Here is an 18,785-nt window from a genome sequence, read left to right as displayed (position 1 = left end):
ACGCAGGGATGCCTCGATGTCGGTGCTCACCGACGTCATGCGCAATCCGCTGGACCCCGGCTACCGGGTCGCCGCGGACCGTCGCGCCCGGGAGGGTCATCCGACCCGGCACACCCGGTGGGGCACCGCCGCCGTCACCCTGCTGGCCGTGGTGCTCGGTGCGGCGTTCACGTGGTCGGTCGGCGCCCTGCGTGCTCCGCAGCCCGGTGCCCTGGCGGCCCGGGAGGTGCTCGCTCAGCAGATCACCGAGCGCACCGCCGAGCTGGACCGACTGCGCACCGCGAGCACGACCCTGCAGTCCGAGATCGACGGCCTGCAGTCCGCGGCGCTGTCGGCGTCGGACTCGCCGCTGCTGGACCAGCTCGCCGCCGACCAGCTGGCGACCGGCGCGGTCGCGGTCACCGGTGAGGGTCTGCGGATCACCCTGAGCGACGCCGAGGTCGACGCCGCCGACGCCGACCCGGACTCCCGGGTGCGCGACTCCGATCTGCAGAGCGTGGTGAACGGACTGTGGGCGGCCGGCGCCGAGGCGATCGCGGTCAACGGCCAGCGCCTGACCACCACCACCGCCATCCGGACCGCCGGCGACGCGATCCTGGTGGACGTCGTGCCACTGGTCGGGCCGTACACGGTCGAGGCGGTCGGTGACCCGCAGGGCATGCAGACCGCGCTGGCCCGGACCACCGCCGGTCAGCTGATGGCGGTGCTGCAGTCGACCTACGGCATCGGCGTGCACCTCGGGGCGCAGCAGGACCTGCACCTGCCCGGTGCCGCGACGCCCACCCTCCGGTCGGCGACGCTGCCGGGGGGCGTCCCCGTGATCGACGACCCGGCTGCCACACTGGACACCCCCGACCCGGAGGAGAGCTGAGTGATCGCGGTCATCGGCCTGGCCCTCGGCGTGATCGCCGGCCTGGTCTTCGAGCCCACCATCCCCACCGAGCTGCAGCCGTATCTGCCGATCGCCGTGGTGGCCGCCCTGGACGCGCTGTTCGGCGGGTTGCGCGCGGTGCTGGACGGGATCTTCGACGACCGGGTGTTCCTGGTGTCCTTCCTGTCGAACGTGGTGGTCGCGGCGCTGATCGTGTTCCTCGGCGACCAGCTCGGCGTCGGTTCGCAGCTGTCGACCGGTGTGGTGGTCGTCCTCGGTATCCGGATCTTCTCCAACGTGGCCGCGATCCGGCGGCACCTGTTCAAGGCATGAGCACCCCGGACCAGGACACTCCGCCGCAGCCCGCCCCGGAGGTCGCGACCCGGTCGGCCGGGGACGGATGGCGCACCCTGGCGCACGCGCTGCGCCCCCGTGCCACCCGGGCCCAGGTGATCACCGGACTGCTGTGCGCCCTGCTCGGGTTCGCGATCGCGTTGCAGGTGCGCTCCACCGGCGAGGACTCGCTGTCCACCATGCGCCAGTCCGAGCTGGTCAGCCTGCTCGACCAGACCACCCGGCAGGCCGACCAGCTCGCCGACCAGGTGGCCGATCTGGAACGGACCCGACAGGACCTGCGCTCCGGGTCGACCAGCCGGGAGGCGGCGCTGGAGAGCGCGACCCGGTCCGCCGTCGCGCAGGGCATCCTGTCCGGCCGGCTGCCGGCCCAGGGCCCCGGGGTGGCGATCACCGTGAACGACCCGAGCCGCTCGGTGTCGGCGCTGACGCTGCTCAACCTGCTGGAGGAGCTGCGCAACGCCGGGGCGGAGGCCGTGCAGTTCAACGACCAGCGGCTCACCGCGACCAGCTCGATCGTGGCGACCGACGCCGGGATCGCGGTGAACGGCGTCGCGCAGAGCCCGCCGTACCACTGGCTGGCGATCGGCGATCCGGACACGATGGCCACCGCGATGGCGATCCCCGGCGGCGCGGTCGCCAAGGTACAGATCGACGGCGGGACCGCCCAGGTGGACACGCAGGACCTGGTCGAGATCACGGCGTTGCGTGAGCTCACGACGCCGCAGTTCGCCACGCCGGAGCCCGATTCACAGGGCTGAATCCGGCCGACGGGGTGTGCTGAACCGGTCCGCGCCGCATAGGCTGTCGGGAGGACCCCGGCGCAGGTCGGGGCAGGGAAGCGACGTCCCACGGTCCGGCGGACCGGCGGGACGCATCCACGCTGGGAGGTGGCATGAGCGAGGAGCAGCAGGTGCCCGGGGCATCCGGGTCCGGCGCACAGGGCGGGCCCCGGCCCGAGGACACCACGCTCGCGTTTGGCCACCTCGGCCCGCTGGACGGCGACCCGGTCGCCCCCGCGGGTCTGAGCGCCGAGCAGGCCGCCGCGGTCCAGGCGTTGCCGCGGACCTCCGCGCTCCTGGTCATGCAGCGGGGCGGCCCGGGATCCGGGGCGCGTTTCCTGCTCGACGACGAGCGGACCGTGGCCGGTCGCAGCACGGACGCCGACATCTTCCTGGACGACGTGACCGTCTCCCGCAAGCACGCCGAGTTCGTGCGCGAGCTGGACGACTTCGTGGTGCGGGACATCGGCTCGTTGAACGGCACCTACGTGAACCGGGAGCGGATCGACTCGGTCGTGCTGCGCTCCGGTGACGAGGTCCAGATCGGCAAGTTCCGGATGACCTTCCACCCGAGCCCGTCGGCGCACCGCGGTACGCCTACGGCCGACGCCTGATGGCGGCACGCCCGATCCGGGTCCCGGAGTCGGAGCCCGAGTCCGCGGTCGAGCCCGCCGTCGCGGTCACGGGTGCCTGGCCGCGGGGGCTCTCCCGCGCGGCCACGATGCGGATCTCCGACGTGTTGTCGGCGCTGCGGGTCGAGTTCCCCGCGGTGACCAACTCCAAGCTGCGCTTCCTGGAGGAACAGGGTCTGGTCGACCCGGTGCGCACGCCCGCGGGGTACCGCCAGTACAGCCCGGCGGATCTGGAGCGACTGCGGTTCGTGCTGCGCGAGCAGCGGGACCGGTACGTGCCGCTGAAGGTGATCGGTGAGCGGCTGGCCGAGCTGGACGCCGGGACCGCGACCGAGCCCGCCCCCGCGGCCCGGGTGGTGGCAGAGGACGGCGTGGTCCGCCAGGGTCCCGGCGACGGCCGGTACACCCCGGCCGAGCTGGCGGCCGAGGCGGGCGTCGACCCGTCGGTGGTCGCCGAGCTGGTGACCGCCGGCGTGCTGCGGCCCTCCGGTTCGGGCCATCTGGACGCCTGGGCCAAGGAGGTCGTGATCGCGGCCGCCGCCCTGGCCGAGCACGGCGTGCAGGCCCGGCACCTGAGGACGTTCCGGACGGCCGCGGACCGGCAGATCGATCTGGTGGAGACCGTGGTCGCCCCGTGGCGCGGCCAGAACTCGCCCTCCGCCCAGGGCCGCGCCAGCACCACGGCCGCCGAGGTGGGCGAGCTGTGCACCCGGCTGCACACCGCGCTGGTCCGCGGCGGCGTCGCCGGCCTGACCGACTGAGCGGTTCGCGTCGCGCGTCCGGGCCGCCCCGGCCGTAGCGTGGCGTCATGCACGACGATCTGGTCGAGGTGGAGGTGCTCGGTGTCCGCCGGCACCCTGATGACGAGGAGCTGGTCGTCCTCCTGCTGGAGCCGATCGGAGAACTCGTCGTGCCGATCTCGATCGGACCGGTGGAGGCCGCCGCCATCGCCACCGCGCAGGCCGGGATCGTGCCGCCGCGGCCCATGACGCACGACCTGCTCCGCTCGGTGCTGGACACCCTTGGCACCCGGCTCACCCGGGTGGAGATCACGGAGCTGACCGGCGGGATCTTCCACGCCGCGCTGGTGCTGGGGGAGGAGGAGCGGGTGGACGCGCGGGCCTCCGACGCGCTGGCGCTGGCGGTGCGGATGGACTGCCCGGTGTGGTGCGCGGTCGACGTCCTGGCCCAGGTGGGGGTGGAGGCCCAGGTCACCGACGGTCCCGGCACCGACGGGACCGAGTCGGAGGACGAGGTCGAACGGTTCCGGGAGTTCCTGGACCAGGTCGAGCCGGAAGATTTCGGTGACGGCGGCGCGTCGCCTGCATCCGGCGCCGAGAACCGCTAGCTTCAACCTCAGGTCGAAGGTAAGACACGCCGACCGCGACACGCTTTCGGCCGGGAGGTCGGCGGTCGTTGACCGTGTCAGTCCACCGGCCTAGCGTTGACATCAGATCCCCGCACCGCGACAGCCGCGGTTCGCACACCTCGGAGGCACCCGTGACCGGCACCGAACAGACGGCCGACGCCGCCGGCAGCATCCCGCAGCGGGCGCAGGGCCTCCTGTTCGGCGACGAGCTGCCGGACCTGGACACCGCCTCCGGCTACCGCGGGCCGACCGCCTGCCGTGCCGCCGGGATCACCTACCGCCAGCTGGACTACTGGGCCCGCACCGGACTGGTCGAGCCCACGGTCCGCCCCGCCCACGGCTCCGGCACCCAGCGGCTCTACTCCTTCCGGGACATCCTGGTGCTCAAGGTGGTCAAGCGCCTGCTCGACACCGGGGTGTCCCTGCAGCAGATCCGGGCCGCGGTCGGCCACCTGCGCGAGCGGGGCGTCGACGACCTGGCCCAGATCACCCTGATGTCCGACGGCGCCTCGGTCTACGAGTGCACCTCCGCGGACGAGGTCATCGACCTGGTGCAGGGCGGTCAGGGCGTGTTCGGCATCGCGGTCGGCCGGGTCTGGCGCGAGGTCGAGGGCTCGCTGGCCGAGCTGCCCACCGAGCGGGTCGAGGACGAGCCGGTGATGGACTCGCCGCAGGACGAGCTGGCCGCGCGCCGCGCCGCCCGCCGCAACGCGGGCTGAACACGACGAACCGGAGGACCTGTCCCTGTGTGGGGGCGGGTCCTCCGTCGTGTGCGGACCTGGTGCACGCTCCGTGACGGACAGCGCGTTCCGGGCGGACTCCCAGACTCCGGACCTAGCGTCGCCGGCATCCGCTCGTCCCCTCCGTCCTGGAACCGCCGATGTCCGTCGCCACCGCCCCCGATCTCGCGCCGCTGCGCGCCCCCCGGTCCGCCCGCTGGTCCGCCACTCTCGGCGTGGGCGGGATCGGTGTGCAGCTGATCGCGCTCGGGCTGATCGAGGTCGTCCGGGGGCAGGCCCGCTACGGGGTGGCGGTCACCCTGGTCACCGCCGGGGTCCTGGCGGGCGTGGGTGCGCTGGCCTGCGGCGGGTGGTGGTGGCGCCGCGTGCGACGGCGGGCCCGGCGGCAACGGGTCCAGCGGGCGCACCAGCCGGCCTCCCGGCGGTCCGAACGCCGCCTGGTGCTCACCGGCATGCTCACCGGGATGGTGTCGGCGGGCTGGCTGATCCCCGCGGTCGCCCTCGGCCTCGGGTATGTCCTGGTCGGGTCCTAGGCCCTCGGCGCCCGCAGCGCCCGGTCCAGCAGGTGCTCGAAGGTGGCCGCCAGCTCCCGGGCGCCCTGACCCGGCCAGGCGTGCACCGGCTGTGCGGCACCCTGTGCCTGCTGCAACGCGGCGCGTTCCGGCACGAACGGGGTCAGCACCAGCGGCCCGTAGAGACCGCTCAGCTCCTCCAGCCGGAAGGCCTGCTCCACCGAGCGCGCCTTCACCCGGTTCACCACCACGCCCAGGGGCTGGAGCTGTCCGGCGGGACCGCGGCGCAGCTCGTCGATGGTCCGCATCGCGCGGCCCACGGCGGTGACCGCGAACAGTCCGGGCTCGGTGACCACCACGGCGCGGTCACACGCGGTCAGCCCGGTGCGGGTCAGACCGCCGAGCGACGGCGGGCAGTCCACCAGCACCAGGTCGTAGGAGTGCAGCCAGGCGAGTGCGAACCGGAGCCGATCCAGCTCGCGGGTGCTGCCGTCGTGGCCGTAGCCGTCGTGCCGGGCGGAGTCAGCGGAACCGACCAGGACGTCCAGGCCCTCGTCGGCCCAGGAACTGGCCGCGATCGCCTGGGTCAGGGTCTCCAGACCGGGGGAGTCCAGCACCTCGGACACCGTGCCCGCGGCGGGTGCGGGGGCGAGCGCCAGCGTCGAGTCGCCCTGCGGATCGAGGTCGACCACCAGGGTCCGCAGCCCGCGCTCCAGCGCGGCGGACGCCAGTCCGAGCGTCACGGACGTCTTCCCGACGCCGCCCTTCAGTGAACACACTCCGAGCACCAGCACCCCCGTACCGTATCGGCCCTGGCCGGGGGAGTGTGCGGAGCATTCGACGGGTGGACCGCACGGGGCGATGCTGGGGGCATGACGACCATCACCTCCTGGGGCCACGCCTGCCTGTCCTTCGACCGCGACGGACGACGACTGGTGATCGACCCGGGCACCTTCTCCGACCTCTCCGTGCTCGACGCCGCCGACGCGATCCTGGTCACGCACGACCACGTCGACCACCTCGCCGTCGACCCGCTGGCCGCCGCCGTGACCGAGCGGGACGGCCTGCAGGTCTGGGGCCCGGAGTCGGTGGCGACCCAGCTGGTCGACGCCGGGGCGCCGTTCGACCGGGTGCACGCCGTCACCGAGGGCGAGGTGCTGTCCGCCGCAGGGTTCGCGGTGCGCACGATCGGGCGTGAGCACCTGCTGATCCACAGCGACGTGCCGCGACCGGAGAACGTCGGGTACCTGGTCGACGACGTCGTCTTCCATCCCGGCGACGCGCTGACCGAGCCCGGTGTCCCGGTGGAGGTGCTGTTCGTGCCGGTGTCCGCGCCCTGGCTGAAGCTCGGCGAGGCGATCGACTACGTGCGGGCGGTCCGGCCGCGGATCGCGGTGCCGATCCACGACGCGATCCTGTCCGACGCGGGCAAGGGGCTCTCGGACCGGATGGTCGGCGGGCTCGGCGGGGCGGCGGAGTACCGGCGGCTGGCGGTGGGCGAGTCTTTCGACCTGGGCTGACCCGCGCGCTACGGTGACCGCGGACCGGCCTCACCCCGGTCTCACCGAGCCCTGAGGAGTCGGCATGTCCGGACGTCCGTCCGCCAAGGCACTGATCACCACCGGGCTCTGCCTGCTGGGCGGCTCTCTGGTGCTGCAACTCGTCTACCTGCTGGTGCAGGGCGTCGCCCTGGGCAGCTACTACGGCGGCAACACCTTCGGCTGGAGCGCGCTGAGCCTGTTCAGCACGATCATCACGATGGCGGGGTTCACCGGCGGCGCGATCCTGGCCGGCGGACTGGTGGTCAAGTCCCTGTCACCGGCCGCCGCGCCGAGTCAGCCCTACCCCGGGTACCAGGCGCCGAGCGGGTACCCGGCGACCCAGCCCACCGCCGCGCAGCCGGCCCAGCAGCAGCCGGGCCAGCACCCGGGCTACGGCCGTCCCACCGGCGGCTACCCCACCGGTGGCTATCCGGGATACCCGGGTCAGCAGCAGCCGCCCCAGCCGTGAGGCGCCGGCTCCTGCTGCCGGTGCTGGTCCTCGGACTGGCGGCCTGCGGGGGTGCGGACCAGCCGCGGGTCCAGCACGTCGCGTTCTGCCCCGGGACCTCGACGACCGGGGACCCGGTGCAGGTCGAGTGCCGCCAGGGCGACGAGGTGGTCGGCGCCGCCACCCTGTCCACGGGGACGGCCGTGACGGTCGAGGTCCCGGTCGGCATGGTCGACATCTACGCGAACGGGGCGCGGGCCGGGTCGGTGGGGCTGCCGGTCGACGCCGACGCGCCGTACACGTCGCCCGGCCCGGCCGACGTCTCCTCCCTGTCCGGACCCGGGTGCCCGGAGGCCGCGCCCGCCTGGCCGGACCAGGCCCCCTGACCGAGCCCGCCGACGGCACCGTCGCCGACGGCGCCCTAGTCCTCGGTGAGCGGCCTGGCCATCAGCCAGGTGGACAACGGCTGCTGGGCGGTGATCGGCGTGGCGTACACCCGGTCGCCGACCCGGATCTCCGCGTCCGCCGGTGCCGGACTGCCCAGCAGCGCGGACGCCATGTTCCCCAGGAACCCCCGGACCCGGGGGCGCCGGAGCACCCGCCCGGCGAGCACCTCGGTGACCAGGGCCACGACGTCCGTGCGCGGGACGTCGAAGTCGGCGGTGGTCTCCACCAGCACGGTGTCCCGGCCGTCGGCGTGCAGCCGGACCTCGACCTCCGGGGTGCCGGGGAAGGACACCACCGTCTCGTCCGGCGGTGCGCCCTGATCGGCCTCGCGCCACGGGTCGGACTCCGGCACCGGTGCCGGAGCGCGGTCCACCGCCTGTCCGGCGGCCCAGAGCTCGCGCACCGTGGTCTGCGTCGCGTCGTCGATCGGCATGGCCCGATCCTGCCCGAAAACCCCTGGCCACCGCGCCCGGCGGCTGTCTGGTCGAGCTCACCGGGGAGGACGCCACGGTGGCGGCGCGCCTCGGTGCCCGGGAGATCGGCGGCGGACTCGACGGGCACCTGGTGAGCAGTGCGCGGGTGGCCCGGCTGCTCGCCGACGGAGCGCCCGCCCGGACGGTGCGGATCGCCACCGACGGGCGCCGCGTGCCGGAGATCGCCGCCGACATGGTCCGGGCCAGCGGATGGGCGACTGCGGACGGTGAGCGTTCGATGGGATGATCGAGCGGTGACCACGCCGAAGTACCAGGAGCTCGCCGACGAGCTCAGACGACAGATCGCGGACGCCTCGATCGGCACCCCGACCGAGAGCGAGCGGCAACTGGCCGACCGGACCGGCGTGTCCCGGATGACCGCGCGGCGGGCGATCGACGAGCTGGTCCGTTCCGGGCAGCTCACCCGCGAGGTGGGCCGGGGCACCTTCGTGGCCCGGCCGACGATGAGCGTGCCGCTGCAACTGTCCAGCTTCACCGAGGACATGGCGGCGCGCGGGCTGGTCGCGACCAGCCGTGTCCTCGGGCTCGAGGTGATCCCGGCGAGCGACCACCTCGCCCGGCTGTTCGGGATGGATCCGGGCGAGCCGATCACGCTGCTGTCCCGGCTGCGGCTCGCCGACGGAGCGCCGATGGCGATCGAACGCAGTCATCTGCGCACCGCAGTGTTCCCGGGACTCGAGGCACACGATTTCGAGCGGGAATCCCTGTACCGGGTGCTCGGCGAGGACTACGGGGTGCGCTTCGACGCAGGCGAGCAGGTGATCCGGGCCGGGATCGTCCGGGACGAGGACGCCGTCACCCTGAGTGTGCCGACCGGCGTCCCCGTCCTCGAACTGGTGCGCACCACCGCCTCGCAGGGGTCGGTGGTGGAGTGGACGATCTCCACCTATCCGGCGTCGCGCTTCGAGCTGTCGGCGCAGATCCAGCCGATCACAGTTCAGGGATCCGTCCTGCGAAGCGCGCTACGAGTGCGCGATTGAAGTCGTCGTTGCCGGCGACGTTCGCGCTGCGCCACCGAGGCGCGTCCGGCGCCAGGTCGTGCACCCGACGCAGGATCAGGGTCCAGATCGTGTTCGTGGCAAGGCTGGACACCGGTGCGGTGACCGGATCGTCCGGCGGCCAGGTGACGTCGCCCGGCGGGACGTCGGTGTCGATCACCACTCCCGCCACCTCGACCAGCGACGCCGTGGCCCGGCGGGGTGCCGAGCGGCTGGCCGCACGCGAGGTCACCGCGATCACGGTGGCACCTGCCGCGGCACCGGCCTGCGCGATCTCGACCGGGAACGGGTTCGCCCCCGAGTTCGAGAACACCACCACGGTGTCCACCGCCTCGATCCCGGCCTCCGCGGCGGCTGCCGCACCCAGTCCGGGCTCCCGTTCGGCGTCGGTGGCGGCCCGGGCCCCGTGGAACGGCAGCACCGCCGGGTGCCAGATCGGTCGGACGAAGGCCAGTCCACCGGCCCGGAAGAACGTCTCGAGCACGGCGGCCAGCGAATGCCCGGCTCCGGCCGGCCGCACCAGCCCGCCGTCGGCTGCACTCCGCGCGATCGCGGCCGCTGCGTCCTCGATCGCGGCCTGGTTCCGCTCCGCCACCCGGTCGACGTAGCCGCCGAGGCTGTCCCTCACAGCCAGCCCCGCTCGGTCAGCGCGGCCTCGAGCCGTTCGCGGACGTGCGTGACATCGACGAAGCTGGTGATCGGCACGACGAGCGGGGCGATGTCGCCGAGTTCGGCCAGGTAGGTCGGCTGGCCGATCACCACATCCGGGTGCTGGCCGCGAGCAGAGCCCACGTCGGCGTGGTCGAGCTCCGCGGGGACGCCGAGCTGGACCAGTGCGCGTTCGGCGGTGGTCCGCAGGATCAGGCTGGACCCCATCCCGGCACCGCACACCGCCAGCACTGAGAGGGTGGCCGGGCGGGTCAGGGTCGCGGTGGCGGAGCGAGGGGCGGCGACCGGCTCGTCGTCGACGATCGCGGTCTCCCGGACGGGGACGGCCGGCTGTCGCCGCCCGACCAGGATCAGGATCGCGGCCGTCATCGACACCACCACGGCGGCCAGCACCCAGAGACCACCCTCCCCGAGGGCGGAGAGCGGCTCGCCGACCCAGCGCAGGGCCCAGCCCACGGCGAACCAGTCGGAGTCGGCCAGTGTCGCCAGCTCCGGCGCGGTGTGCCCCCAGACACTCCAGCCGATCCACTGGCCGAAGGCGAGGACCACGCCGTTCACGACGCCTCCGAAAACCGCCCCACGCCACCCCGCGACCGCGTTGCCGAAGACTCCACCGGCACCACCGCCGAAGAAGAGCATGATCATCGGCGGCACCAGCACGAACCAGCCGGTGGCCGCGAACACGCCCATCAGCACCAGGAACACCACGGTGGAGGTGAGGAATCCGATCATCACCGCGGTGGGCGCGCGGGTGAAGGTCACCGGCAGATCCAGCGCCGGCTTCGACCCGGGGAGCGCCCGCTCGGACAGCCCCTTGAACGCGGGGACGATCTCCGCCAGGAACATCCGGACACCGAACAGCAGGATCGCGATCCCGGCGGCGAAGCGCAGTGCTTGCAGGAGCGCCCAGACCCAGGGCAGCACGGTGGCGTCGGCCATCTGTGCCTCGACCACCCCTGCATCGGCGAAGAGCACCGCGATGAGCATGATCACGCCGATCACGAAGGCGGTGGACACGTTGATGTCCTTGAAGAACGACAGCGCGCGGGGCAGCTTGAGGTGCTCGGAATCGTGCTTCTCCGGGTCGCCGAGCTTGAGCGCCTTCGCCCCGTAGCCCGCGGCGATCGCGATCGTCGAATCGGTGTGCGCCAAGCCGACCTCGTCGTCGCCCATCACCTTGCGCATGAGCGGCGCGGTCCACAGCGGCTGCAGCACCCAGTAGCAGGCAATCAGCAGGGAGCCGACCGCGGCGAGCACCCAGCGGTTCACGTCGCCGAACGCCTCGACCAGGCTGGCGGCGATCACGACGCTCATCCAGTACATCAGGTGGCCGGTGAGGTAGACGAAGCGGGCGGCCGTGAACAGCCGGACCATGATCAGGTGGATCACGAATCCACCGGCGATGATCAGCGGCACGACCGACCCGCTGCCGGAGCCGAAGTCCGCCAGGGTGGCGTCGGAGGTGGGCGGGTCCAGACCGAGGGCGCTGGCCACGATGGTCTGGAAGCTGACCAGGCCGCCGACGAAGATCTCGACGCCGATGTTCAGCACCACCACGCCGATGGTGGCGCGCAGCCCTCCCGCCACGACCTGCTCGAAAGGTTTGCGCTGCAGGGCCAGGCCGACGATGGCGATGATGCCGATCAGGACGGCGACCTGGCTGAACAGGTTGTTCGTGATGAGCTCGATCAAGCTCTCGAAGGATGACATGCACGCACCTCACGGGATCGGAGCGGGAGAGTAGGCAGAATGGTATAGCCCACTTGCGAGCGAGCACCAGACCCGATTGACTGGTGGTACATACCAATCCCTCCCGAGGAGAGCCGATGACCGCCGATGTGCTGGGCCCGGACCAGGTCCGGATCCGTCCGGGATCCGTCACGCAGGGGGAGGCGATCGCCGAGGCCGCCGCCCTGTTGGAGTCCGTGGGTGCGGTGACCGGGGACTACCTCGCGGCGATGCTGGAGCGCGAGCGGACGGTGTCCACCTACATGGGCAACGAGCTGGCCATCCCGCACGGCACCACGGCGGCGAAGGGGACGGTGCAGCGGTCCGCGTTGGTGGTGCACCGCTACGACGGCGGGGTGGACTGGGGCGGCGAGACGGTGCGGTTCGTGGTCGGCATCGCCGGGAGAGGTGACGACCACCTGGGCCTGCTGGCCCGGATCGCCGTGCTGTTCTCCGACCAGGACGACGTCGAACGGCTCAAGGCGGTGCCGACGTCGGTCGAACTGCACGCGCTGCTGGCCGCGGTGAACGACTGAGAGAGGACCCCGGCGCGCTGACATGATGACGCCATGAGGATCGTCAGCGCCGATGTCGTCGTCACCAGCCCCGGCCGCAACTTCGTCACCCTGAAGCTCACCACCGACGAGGGGGTGACCGGGCTCGGCGACGCCACGCTGAACGGCCGGGAGCTCGCCGTGGTCTCCTACCTGCGCGACCACGTGGTGCCGCTGCTGATCGGCACCGACCCGCAGCGGATCGAGCACACCTGGCAGTCGCTCTACCGCGGCGCGTACTGGCGGCGGGGTCCGGTGACCATGGCCGCGATCGCCGCGGTCGACGTCGCGCTCTGGGACATCAAGGCGAAGACCGCCGGGCTGCCGCTCTACCAGCTGCTCGGCGGGGCCTCCCGCGACCGGGTGCGGACCTACGGGCACGCGAACGGCGCGGACATCCCGGAGCTGCTCGACTCGGTGCGCGCCCGGCTGGCGGAGGGCTACACCGCGATCCGGGTGCAGACCGGCGTGCCCGGGCTCCAGCGGGTGTACGGCGTGCACCAGGGCACCGCCATCGCCGCCGAGGACGGCGGCGTGCGGCTCGACCAGCGTGCGCTGCCGGTCGAGGAGGACTGGGACACCGCCGCCTACCTCCGGCACGTGCCGACCGTGCTGGAGGCGGTCCGCTCGGAGTTCGGACCCGAGCTGCCGCTGCTGCACGACGCGCACCACCGGCTGAGCCCGCAGGAGGCCGCGCGCCTGGCCGCGACCGTCGAGCCCTACGACCTGTTCTGGCTGGAGGACGTCACGCCGGCGGAGAACCAGGCCGCGCTGCGTCTGGTCCGTCAGCACAGCACCACCCCCCTGGCGATCGGCGAGGTCTTCAACACGGTCTTCGACTACCAGACCCTGATCGACGAGCACCTGATCGACTACGTGCGCTCCGCGGTGACGCACTTCGGCGGGGTGTCACCGCTGCGCAAGCTGTTCGACTACGCCGCCCAGCACCAGATCCGCAGCGCCATCCACGGACCGGAGGACATCTCCCCGGTGGGGATGGCCGCCGCCGTGCACCTGGACCTGGCGATCCACAACTTCGGCATCCAGGAGTTCAGCGGGCACACCGCGCTGACCGACCGGGTGTTCCGGCACGCGTACACCTTCACCGACGGCCACCTGCACCCGGGGGAGCAGCCCGGTCTGGGGGTGGAGCTGGACGAGGAGCTGGCCGCCGCGCACCCCTACGCACCCGCCTATCTGCCGGTGAACCGGCTGCTGGACGGGAGCGTGCACGACTGGTGAGTCACAGCGGCGGCTTGCCCGCGCGCTCGCGCCGACCGGCGATCACCTCTGCCCAGGACGGAACGGTCACCCCGGTCGGGAACGGGACGGTCGGGGCGGGCGGCACGTACTCGTCGGCGATCCACGCACCCATCCGGGCCGGGTTCAGCGCCTCCAGGCCGTTCGACTGCAACCAGTCCGCGACCGGCCCGTACTCCGGCAGCTCCGCCCATGCGACGCCGTGCCGGTGGGCTCGGGCCTCCAGGTCGCGGGCCAGGTCGCGCTGGTGCTCCGGCGCCATGATCCGGTCGATCTGCAGCACCGCGGTGCCCCAGTGCTCGACCGGGCGCTCCTTGCGGTCCTTGCCGCCCGGCGTCCAGCGGGGAAGGCTGCTCACCGCAGGTGCGCTCCGGACCGGGTGCTCGCGGAAGAACAGATGGATCCCGACCCAGCCGTTCGACCCGGAGCGGGTCAATCGGCGCCCGAGCGCGGCCACGCCCCGGGTCCGGGCGGTCGTCTCGAGCTCGCGCTCGGTCACGTCGGTGACGAACACGCCGACCACCGACGACCAGGGCACCGCGCCGACGCCGTGGGCCTCCAGCGCCACCGGACCGACGGCGACCACGGGCCGGTGCGGGTCCACCTGGCGGAGCGTGGCGGCGCGGAGCCGGACCATCAGCACCAGGTAGACCACCCCGACCAGCAGGGCCAGCCCGCCGACGATCGACACGAACAGGCTGCGACGCCAGACGATCAGGGCGATCAGCACCAGGTCGATCGCCGCGATCGCCCCGATCGCACGCAGCCCGGCCCGCCCCAGGGCGCCGACGGCGGCCAGGTCGTAGGGGTAGGACCGCGGCGGGTCGTCCCGGGCGGCCCGGGCACGGACGTCGTCGATCAGGGACGGGTCGGATCCGTCGAGGCGCATCTGCTCACTTCCGGTCGGGGACGGCCCGAGTCAACCCGACGTGCGCCCAGGGCGCGCGCGGGTACCGTCGGACTCCCGACCCGGAGGTGCGTCCCGATGGCCAGTCGACTGAGCGAGCTCGTGCTGGAGACCCGTGACCCCGCCGCCCTCGCCGAGTTCTGGTGCGCGGTGCTCGACTTCGTGGTCCTCGACCGGGAGGACGACGGCACCCTGGAGATCGGCCCGCGGACGGGCTTCGGCGGACTGCAACCCACGATCATCCTGAGCCGGCACGACGCCCCGCAGCCGGGGAAGGGCCGCCTGCACCTGGATCTCAGTCCCACCGACCGCGACCACGACCAGGAGCTCGACCGGCTGCTGGCGCTCGGTGCCCGGCACGCCGACGTGGGCCAGACCGGCGACGAGTCCTGGCACGTCCTGCAGGATCCGGAGGGCAACGCGTTCTGCCTGCTCCGGACCCGGCTCGACCGGTCGGCGCAGGCATGACCGAGCGGGTCGAGGGCATCGGGGGCTACTTCGTCCGCTCGGCCGACCCCACGGCACTGACCGCCTGGTACCGCGAGGCGCTCGGCGTCGACGGCGACCCGGCCTGGCCGCAGGCGGCCGGGCCCACGGTGGTCGCGGGCTTCGACCAGGACACCGACTACTTCGGCTCCGCGGACCAACAGGTGATGCTGAACTTCCGGGTGCGGGACCTGGACGCCATGCTGGCGCAGCTGCGTGCCGCGGGGACCCGGGTGCTGCCCGGGGTCCAGGACCTGCCGGGCATCGGGCGGTTCGGCTGGGTGCTGGACCCGGAGGGCCGCCGGATCGAGCTGTGGCAGGCCGAGGAGCCCGGAGCCGGGTGAAAGGCTGGGCGATTCGCCCTGTTTCGCTACAGACGACCGGGGTGCCGGTCGATGGGGTGGATGCCCGGGAGCACCCGGGCGTCCGGAGAGCCGAGGGGGAACCATCGACGTCGAGCTGCAGGCGCCCCCGGTGGACGACCCTCGCTGGGAGGCCGTGCTGCGGGGCGCGCTCGACGACCCCTCGACGCACACGCTGCACGCCCAGCCGATCGTCGAGCTGGTCACGGGATTCGTCACCGGCTACGAGCTGCTGTCCCGGTTCGCCGGTCCGTGGCGGGCCGCGCCGGACGTCTGGTTCGCCGCGGCGCACCGGTGGGGGCACAACCCGTCGTTGCAGGCCCGGGTGCTGCACAAGGCGATCGCGACCCGGGACACCCTGCCGCCGAACACCTTCCTGACCGTCAACGTCGACCCGCATCTGCTGGCGGACGACGTCGTCGCGGAGGCGCTGCTGTCCACCGGTGATCTGTCCCGGCTGGTCCTGGAGCTCACCGAGCACACCCGGGTGGACGAGGCGGGCCGTGCGTTGGCGGTGCTGGACCGCGTCCGGTCCGCCGGGGCGTTGATCGCGATGGACGACGCGGGCACCGGGTACGCCGGGCTCCAGCTGCTGCTGGATCTGCGGCCGGACATCGTCAAGCTGGACCGTGCCCTGGTCACCGGGATCGACACCGACCCGGTCAAGCGCACCCTGGTCGAGGTCTTCGGCGATCTGGTCGGCCGGATGGACGGGTGGCTGCTCGCCGAGGGCATCGAGACCCGGCCCGAGCTGGAGGCGCTGATCTCCATGGGTGTCCCGCTCGGACAGGGCTGGGCGCTGGGCCGGCCGCAGGCGCAGATGCTCACCGCGCTGCCCGCCGAGGACGCCGCACACATCCGTGCCACGGCCTTGCGCACCTCCCTGACCGGCAACATCGCCAGCGTGGTCCGGCCGGCGCGGGCCGGGCGCCACCGCGACGGGTGCGAGGTGCTGCTGGCGGACAACGGGAAGGCCGTCGAGGTGCGGGACGGTGCCGGACGGTGGGTGCCCGCGATGACGGTGGCGCCCAGCTCGTCGCTGACCGAGGTGGCACGCCGGGCGATGCTCCGCCCCGAGCAGCGCCGCTGGGACCCCCTGGTCTGCACCGACATGAACGGCTCCGTGGTGGGCACCGTGGCGATGGACGTCCTGATGCTCGCACTCTGCGACGCAGCGGGGAGCTAGGAACGACCCGGTCCGGGTCGTGGACACCGACGAGAGGACAGACTGATGAAGGCATTCCGTTGCGGCGACGTCGTTCCCGGCTGCGCGCGCGCGTTCACCGGCACCGAGGACGAGATCCTGGCCCAGGTGGACCAGCACGCACGGCAGGACCACGGTCTGGTCGAGGTGCCGGACGCCCTGGTCGACCAGGTCCGTGCCGCGATGGTGCCGGCCTGAGCGCTGCGTTCAGCCGCGGGTGGCGGCCCGCAGCCGCTGACGCGCGGCCTCGTACAGCACCACGCTCGCCGCGTTGGCGGCGTTGAGCGAGCTGGCCGATCCGGTGATCGGGATGCTGACCATCCGGTCCACCGCCTCTCGCCAGCCCGCGCTGAGGCCGGTGGTCTCGTTGCCGACCAGCAGCAGCGTGGGTCCGGTGAGATCGGTGTCGAAGACGTCGGCGTCGCCTCGCTCGTCGGTGCCGAGCACCCGGACCGGGACGTCCTGGTCCCGCAGCCAGTCGAGCACGTCCGCGGGGGAGGACCGGCGCACGGTGGGCAGGGCGAACAGCGATCCGGTGGAGGCCCGGACGGCCGCGCTGTCGTAGGGGTCGGCGGCATGGCCGGTCACGATCACCGCGTGCGCGCCGAACGCGTCGGCGGAGCGGATGATCGAGCCGAGGTTGCCCGGGCTGGTCGGCCGGTCGAAGACCACCCCGAGGAAGTCCGCCGGCACCGGGATCCGTGCCAGGTCGTCGTCCGGCAGGGCCAGTTCGGCGATCAGTTCCGGTGCGTCCGTGTTCTTCTCGCCCAGCTCCGCCATCAGTTCCCGGGTCAGCGCGTACCGGTGCGCGTCGACCGACCCGAGCACGTCCCGCGCCCAGCCGGAGAGCTCACGGTCGCCGTCGAACAGCAGGGACCGGACCGTCCAGCCCTGTTCCAGTGCGAGGGTGATCGGCCGGACGCCCTGGACCAGGAACGCGCCGAGTCGCTGGCGCTTGGTGCGGTTGGTGAGCAGCGCCTGCCACTGCTGGAAGCGCGCGTTGCGCGTGGAGACCGGCTGGGCTGCGGTGGACATGGCTCGCAGCCTAGGCGGTCCGGTGCCGTGCCCGGAGAAGGCCCACCAGCACGAGGACGCCGGCCAGGGCCGTGAGCACCGACCCGGCGACGGTCACCACCCGGCCGAAAGCGTCCACCTGAGCCGGGCCCCAGTCGGCGAGCTCGCCGGGGAACCGCCGGGCCAGTGCCGTCCCGGCGATCGCGATACCCACCGCGGTCGCGACCTCGGCGGAGGTGTCCACCAGGGCCGCGCCGATGGTGGTCCGGTCGGCGGGCAGTCCCCGCAGCACGTTGGTGCCCGCGACCACGCCGTTGACCCGCATCCCGGCGGCGACCAGCACCAGCGCCGCCACGACCCAGCCGTAGCCCGTGGAGCCGCGCACCGTGTAGACGGCGATCCCGAGCACCACCGTCAGCGCGCTGAGCCAGGCGGCGCGCTCCAGACCGAGTCGGCGCATCAGCGGCCCGATCAGCGAGCCCCCCGCGATCAGCACGGCGACCTGGGGCAGCATCCCGAGCGCCGACCGCGCGGGACTCCACCCCCAGGCGAGCTGGAACTGGAGCGTGACCAGGTAGCCCATCCCCGCGGTCACCAGTCCGGTCGCCGCCTTGTAGGCCAGCCCGCTGGCGACCAGAGGACGGAGCACCAGACCGAGGTCCAGCAGCGGGTGCCGCGCGGTCCGTTCCCGCAGGACGAAGGCGATCACGGCCAGCCCCGCGGCCCCGGCCCACCACCACGATCCGCGGGCGGGCGCGACCAGCGCCAGCACGACCGCCACGGTGCCGAGCAGGCCGCCGGGCACGTCCACCGGATCGCGGTGCAGCTGCTCCGGGTCGTCGACCGCGACCCCGCGCCGGATGCAGCCGAAGGCCAGCGCCGCCACCGGTACGTTCACCAGCAGCAGCACCTGCCAGGGCGCGAAGGAGAGCACGAATCCACCGGCGGTCGGGCCGATCGCCAGCCCCACCAGGCCGACGGTGGAGATCAGCGTGGTGGCCCGCACCCGTCGCTCGTCGTCGTCGAACAGCCGGAACGCCAGCGCCATCGATCCCGGCGTGGTCATCGCGGCCGCCACCCCCATCAGCGCCCGGACCCCGATCAGCTGGTCCGCCGACCGCACGAACGCGGTCGCGAGACCGGCCACGCCGAGCAGCACCAGTCCGACCAGCATGATCCGCCGGCGGCCGACCCGGTCGGCGAGGGCGCTCAGGGTCAGCATCAGGCCGCCGAACAGCACGGCATAGGCACTGGTGACCAGCTGGAGCTGGTCGGCCGACGCGTCGAGGTCCCGCCCGATGGTCGGCAGGGCGACCGTGAGGATCGAGTTGTCCAGCATCTCGACCAGGAAGACAGCGGACAGGCCGGTCAGGGCGATCCAGGCGTGGCGCACGAGGGGCACTCCTCCGGGGG

At 73.0% G+C, this 18,785-nt stretch carries 26 protein-coding genes; 19 read left to right on the top strand and 7 right to left on the bottom strand.

From position 1 onward, the window contains the following. Positions 1-16: 16 nt before the first annotated feature. From OGL89_RS04320 to OGL89_RS04285, 8 genes are all read left to right on the top strand, one after another. Positions 17-871 (top strand): DUF881 domain-containing protein, encoded by an 855-nt coding sequence (locus OGL89_RS04320; RefSeq protein ID WP_263118645.1) that lies wholly within the window; start codon positions 17-19, stop codon positions 869-871. Next, a complete protein-coding gene (locus tag OGL89_RS04315) occupies positions 872-1,204 on the top strand; it encodes a small basic family protein (RefSeq protein WP_263118644.1) in 333 nt (110 codons plus the stop codon). Beyond that, the gene (locus OGL89_RS04310) at positions 1,201-1,986 is read left to right on the top strand and encodes a DUF881 domain-containing protein (RefSeq protein WP_263118643.1); all 786 of its coding nucleotides are present in this window, start codon (positions 1,201-1,203) and stop codon (positions 1,984-1,986) included. Before OGL89_RS04315 ends, OGL89_RS04310 begins: the two co-directional genes overlap by 4 nt. Before the next feature lie 134 nt (positions 1,987-2,120). Further along, positions 2,121-2,621 (top strand): FHA domain-containing protein, encoded by a 501-nt coding sequence (locus OGL89_RS04305; RefSeq protein WP_263118642.1) that lies wholly within the window; start codon positions 2,121-2,123, stop codon positions 2,619-2,621. Beyond that, a complete protein-coding gene (locus OGL89_RS04300; RefSeq protein WP_263118641.1) occupies positions 2,621-3,400 on the top strand; it encodes a MerR family transcriptional regulator in 780 nt (259 codons plus the stop codon). Before OGL89_RS04305 ends, OGL89_RS04300 begins: the two co-directional genes overlap by 1 nt. 47 nt (positions 3,401-3,447) lie before the next feature. Next, positions 3,448-3,987, top strand: coding sequence for a bifunctional nuclease family protein (locus tag OGL89_RS04295; protein ID WP_263118639.1), 540 nt, complete (start codon positions 3,448-3,450; stop codon positions 3,985-3,987). Positions 3,988-4,139: 152 nt separating this feature from the next. Further along, on the top strand, positions 4,140-4,727 hold the full coding sequence (locus tag OGL89_RS04290) for a MerR family transcriptional regulator (protein WP_346770673.1): 588 nt from the start codon (positions 4,140-4,142) through the stop codon (positions 4,725-4,727). 161 nt (positions 4,728-4,888) lie between these two features. Next, complete coding sequence (locus tag OGL89_RS04285; protein ID WP_263118638.1) at positions 4,889-5,281, top strand: hypothetical protein; 393 nt, start codon at positions 4,889-4,891, stop codon at positions 5,279-5,281. Here the strand turns inward: OGL89_RS04285 and OGL89_RS04280 are convergent. Continuing rightward, positions 5,278-6,054 carry a ParA family protein gene (locus OGL89_RS04280; protein ID WP_263118637.1) on the bottom strand — a complete coding sequence of 259 codons (777 nt, stop codon included), beginning with the start codon at positions 6,052-6,054 and terminating at the stop codon, positions 5,278-5,280. The two genes, OGL89_RS04285 and OGL89_RS04280, sit on opposite strands and share 4 nt — an antisense overlap. 78 nt (positions 6,055-6,132) lie before the next feature. On the opposite strand from OGL89_RS04280, the gene OGL89_RS04275 reads away from it, so the two are divergent. The 3 genes from OGL89_RS04275 (at position 6,133) to OGL89_RS04265 (ending at position 7,635) form a co-directional block, all read left to right on the top strand. Further along, a complete protein-coding gene (locus OGL89_RS04275; protein WP_263118636.1) occupies positions 6,133-6,780 on the top strand; it encodes an MBL fold metallo-hydrolase in 648 nt (215 codons plus the stop codon). Positions 6,781-6,844: 64 nt separating this feature from the next. Beyond that, a complete protein-coding gene (locus OGL89_RS04270; RefSeq protein ID WP_263118635.1) occupies positions 6,845-7,270 on the top strand; it encodes a hypothetical protein in 426 nt (141 codons plus the stop codon). After that, positions 7,267-7,635 (top strand): hypothetical protein, encoded by a 369-nt coding sequence (locus OGL89_RS04265; protein ID WP_263118634.1) that lies wholly within the window; start codon positions 7,267-7,269, stop codon positions 7,633-7,635. Before OGL89_RS04270 ends, OGL89_RS04265 begins: the two co-directional genes overlap by 4 nt. Positions 7,636-7,670: 35 nt before the next feature. Here OGL89_RS04265 and OGL89_RS04260 read toward each other — a convergent pair whose 3' ends face one another. Then, the gene (locus OGL89_RS04260; protein ID WP_263118633.1) at positions 7,671-8,129 is read right to left on the bottom strand and encodes a hypothetical protein; all 459 of its coding nucleotides are present in this window, start codon (positions 8,127-8,129) and stop codon (positions 7,671-7,673) included. A 77-nt stretch (positions 8,130-8,206) separates the two neighbouring features. Here OGL89_RS04260 and OGL89_RS04255 point away from each other — a divergent pair, with 77 nt between their 5' ends. Both OGL89_RS04255 and OGL89_RS04250 read left to right on the top strand, forming a co-directional pair. Then, the gene (locus OGL89_RS04255) at positions 8,207-8,416 is read left to right on the top strand and encodes a hypothetical protein (protein WP_263118632.1); all 210 of its coding nucleotides are present in this window, start codon (positions 8,207-8,209) and stop codon (positions 8,414-8,416) included. A 7-nt stretch (positions 8,417-8,423) separates the two neighbouring features. Next, positions 8,424-9,170: a GntR family transcriptional regulator gene (locus OGL89_RS04250; protein WP_263118631.1), complete on the top strand. Its 747-nt coding sequence runs from the start codon at positions 8,424-8,426 to the stop codon at positions 9,168-9,170. Here the strand turns inward: OGL89_RS04250 and OGL89_RS04245 are convergent. Then, complete coding sequence (locus OGL89_RS04245) at positions 9,121-9,816, bottom strand: sugar isomerase domain-containing protein (protein ID WP_263118630.1); 696 nt, start codon at positions 9,814-9,816, stop codon at positions 9,121-9,123. The two genes, OGL89_RS04250 and OGL89_RS04245, sit on opposite strands and share 50 nt — an antisense overlap. Then, a complete protein-coding gene (locus tag OGL89_RS04240) occupies positions 9,813-11,567 on the bottom strand; it encodes a PTS transporter subunit IIC (protein WP_263118629.1) in 1,755 nt (584 codons plus the stop codon). Before OGL89_RS04240 ends, OGL89_RS04245 begins: the two co-directional genes overlap by 4 nt. A 116-nt stretch (positions 11,568-11,683) precedes the next feature. Here OGL89_RS04240 and OGL89_RS04235 point away from each other — a divergent pair, with 116 nt between their 5' ends. Both OGL89_RS04235 and manD read left to right on the top strand, forming a co-directional pair. Beyond that, the gene (locus OGL89_RS04235; protein WP_263118627.1) at positions 11,684-12,121 is read left to right on the top strand and encodes a PTS sugar transporter subunit IIA; all 438 of its coding nucleotides are present in this window, start codon (positions 11,684-11,686) and stop codon (positions 12,119-12,121) included. 33 nt (positions 12,122-12,154) lie between these two features. Next, positions 12,155-13,381, top strand: coding sequence for a D-mannonate dehydratase ManD (gene manD / locus OGL89_RS04230; RefSeq protein WP_263118626.1), 1,227 nt, complete (start codon positions 12,155-12,157; stop codon positions 13,379-13,381). 1 nt (position 13,382) lies between these two features. On the opposite strand, the gene OGL89_RS04225 is transcribed toward manD, so the two are convergent. Beyond that, a complete protein-coding gene (locus OGL89_RS04225; protein WP_263118625.1) occupies positions 13,383-14,288 on the bottom strand; it encodes a hypothetical protein in 906 nt (301 codons plus the stop codon). 96 nt (positions 14,289-14,384) lie between these two features. Between OGL89_RS04225 and OGL89_RS04220 the strand changes: the two genes are divergently transcribed. The 4 genes from OGL89_RS04220 to OGL89_RS04205 all read left to right on the top strand — a co-directional run bounded on the left by OGL89_RS04220 (position 14,385) and on the right by OGL89_RS04205 (position 16,556). After that, entirely contained in the window at positions 14,385-14,774 is a 390-nt protein-coding gene (locus OGL89_RS04220; protein ID WP_263118624.1) for a VOC family protein, read from the top strand. After that, complete coding sequence (locus tag OGL89_RS04215) at positions 14,771-15,136, top strand: VOC family protein (protein WP_263118623.1); 366 nt, start codon at positions 14,771-14,773, stop codon at positions 15,134-15,136. Before OGL89_RS04220 ends, OGL89_RS04215 begins: the two co-directional genes overlap by 4 nt. Before the next feature lie 130 nt (positions 15,137-15,266). Then, positions 15,267-16,340, top strand: a complete 1,074-nt coding sequence (locus OGL89_RS04210) for an EAL domain-containing protein (RefSeq protein WP_263118622.1) — start codon at positions 15,267-15,269, stop codon at positions 16,338-16,340. 45 nt (positions 16,341-16,385) lie between these two features. Continuing rightward, complete coding sequence (locus tag OGL89_RS04205; protein ID WP_263118621.1) at positions 16,386-16,556, top strand: DUF1059 domain-containing protein; 171 nt, start codon at positions 16,386-16,388, stop codon at positions 16,554-16,556. A gap of 9 nt (positions 16,557-16,565) precedes the next feature. Here the strand turns inward: OGL89_RS04205 and OGL89_RS04200 are convergent, their stop codons facing one another. After that, on the bottom strand, positions 16,566-17,393 hold the full coding sequence (locus OGL89_RS04200; protein ID WP_263118620.1) for a TrmH family RNA methyltransferase: 828 nt from the start codon (positions 17,391-17,393) through the stop codon (positions 16,566-16,568). A 10-nt stretch (positions 17,394-17,403) separates the two neighbouring features. Further along, positions 17,404-18,765, bottom strand: coding sequence for an MFS transporter (locus OGL89_RS04195; protein ID WP_263118619.1), 1,362 nt, complete (start codon positions 18,763-18,765; stop codon positions 17,404-17,406). Positions 18,766-18,785 lie beyond the last annotated feature (20 nt).

The organism is Cellulomonas sp. RIT-PI-Y (genome assembly GCF_025642745.1).
Lineage (GTDB): Bacteria > Actinomycetota > Actinomycetes > Actinomycetales > Cellulomonadaceae > Cellulomonas.
The sequence above is the reverse complement of the archived record's forward strand: the minus strand, read 5'-3'. Positions and strand labels throughout refer to the sequence as shown.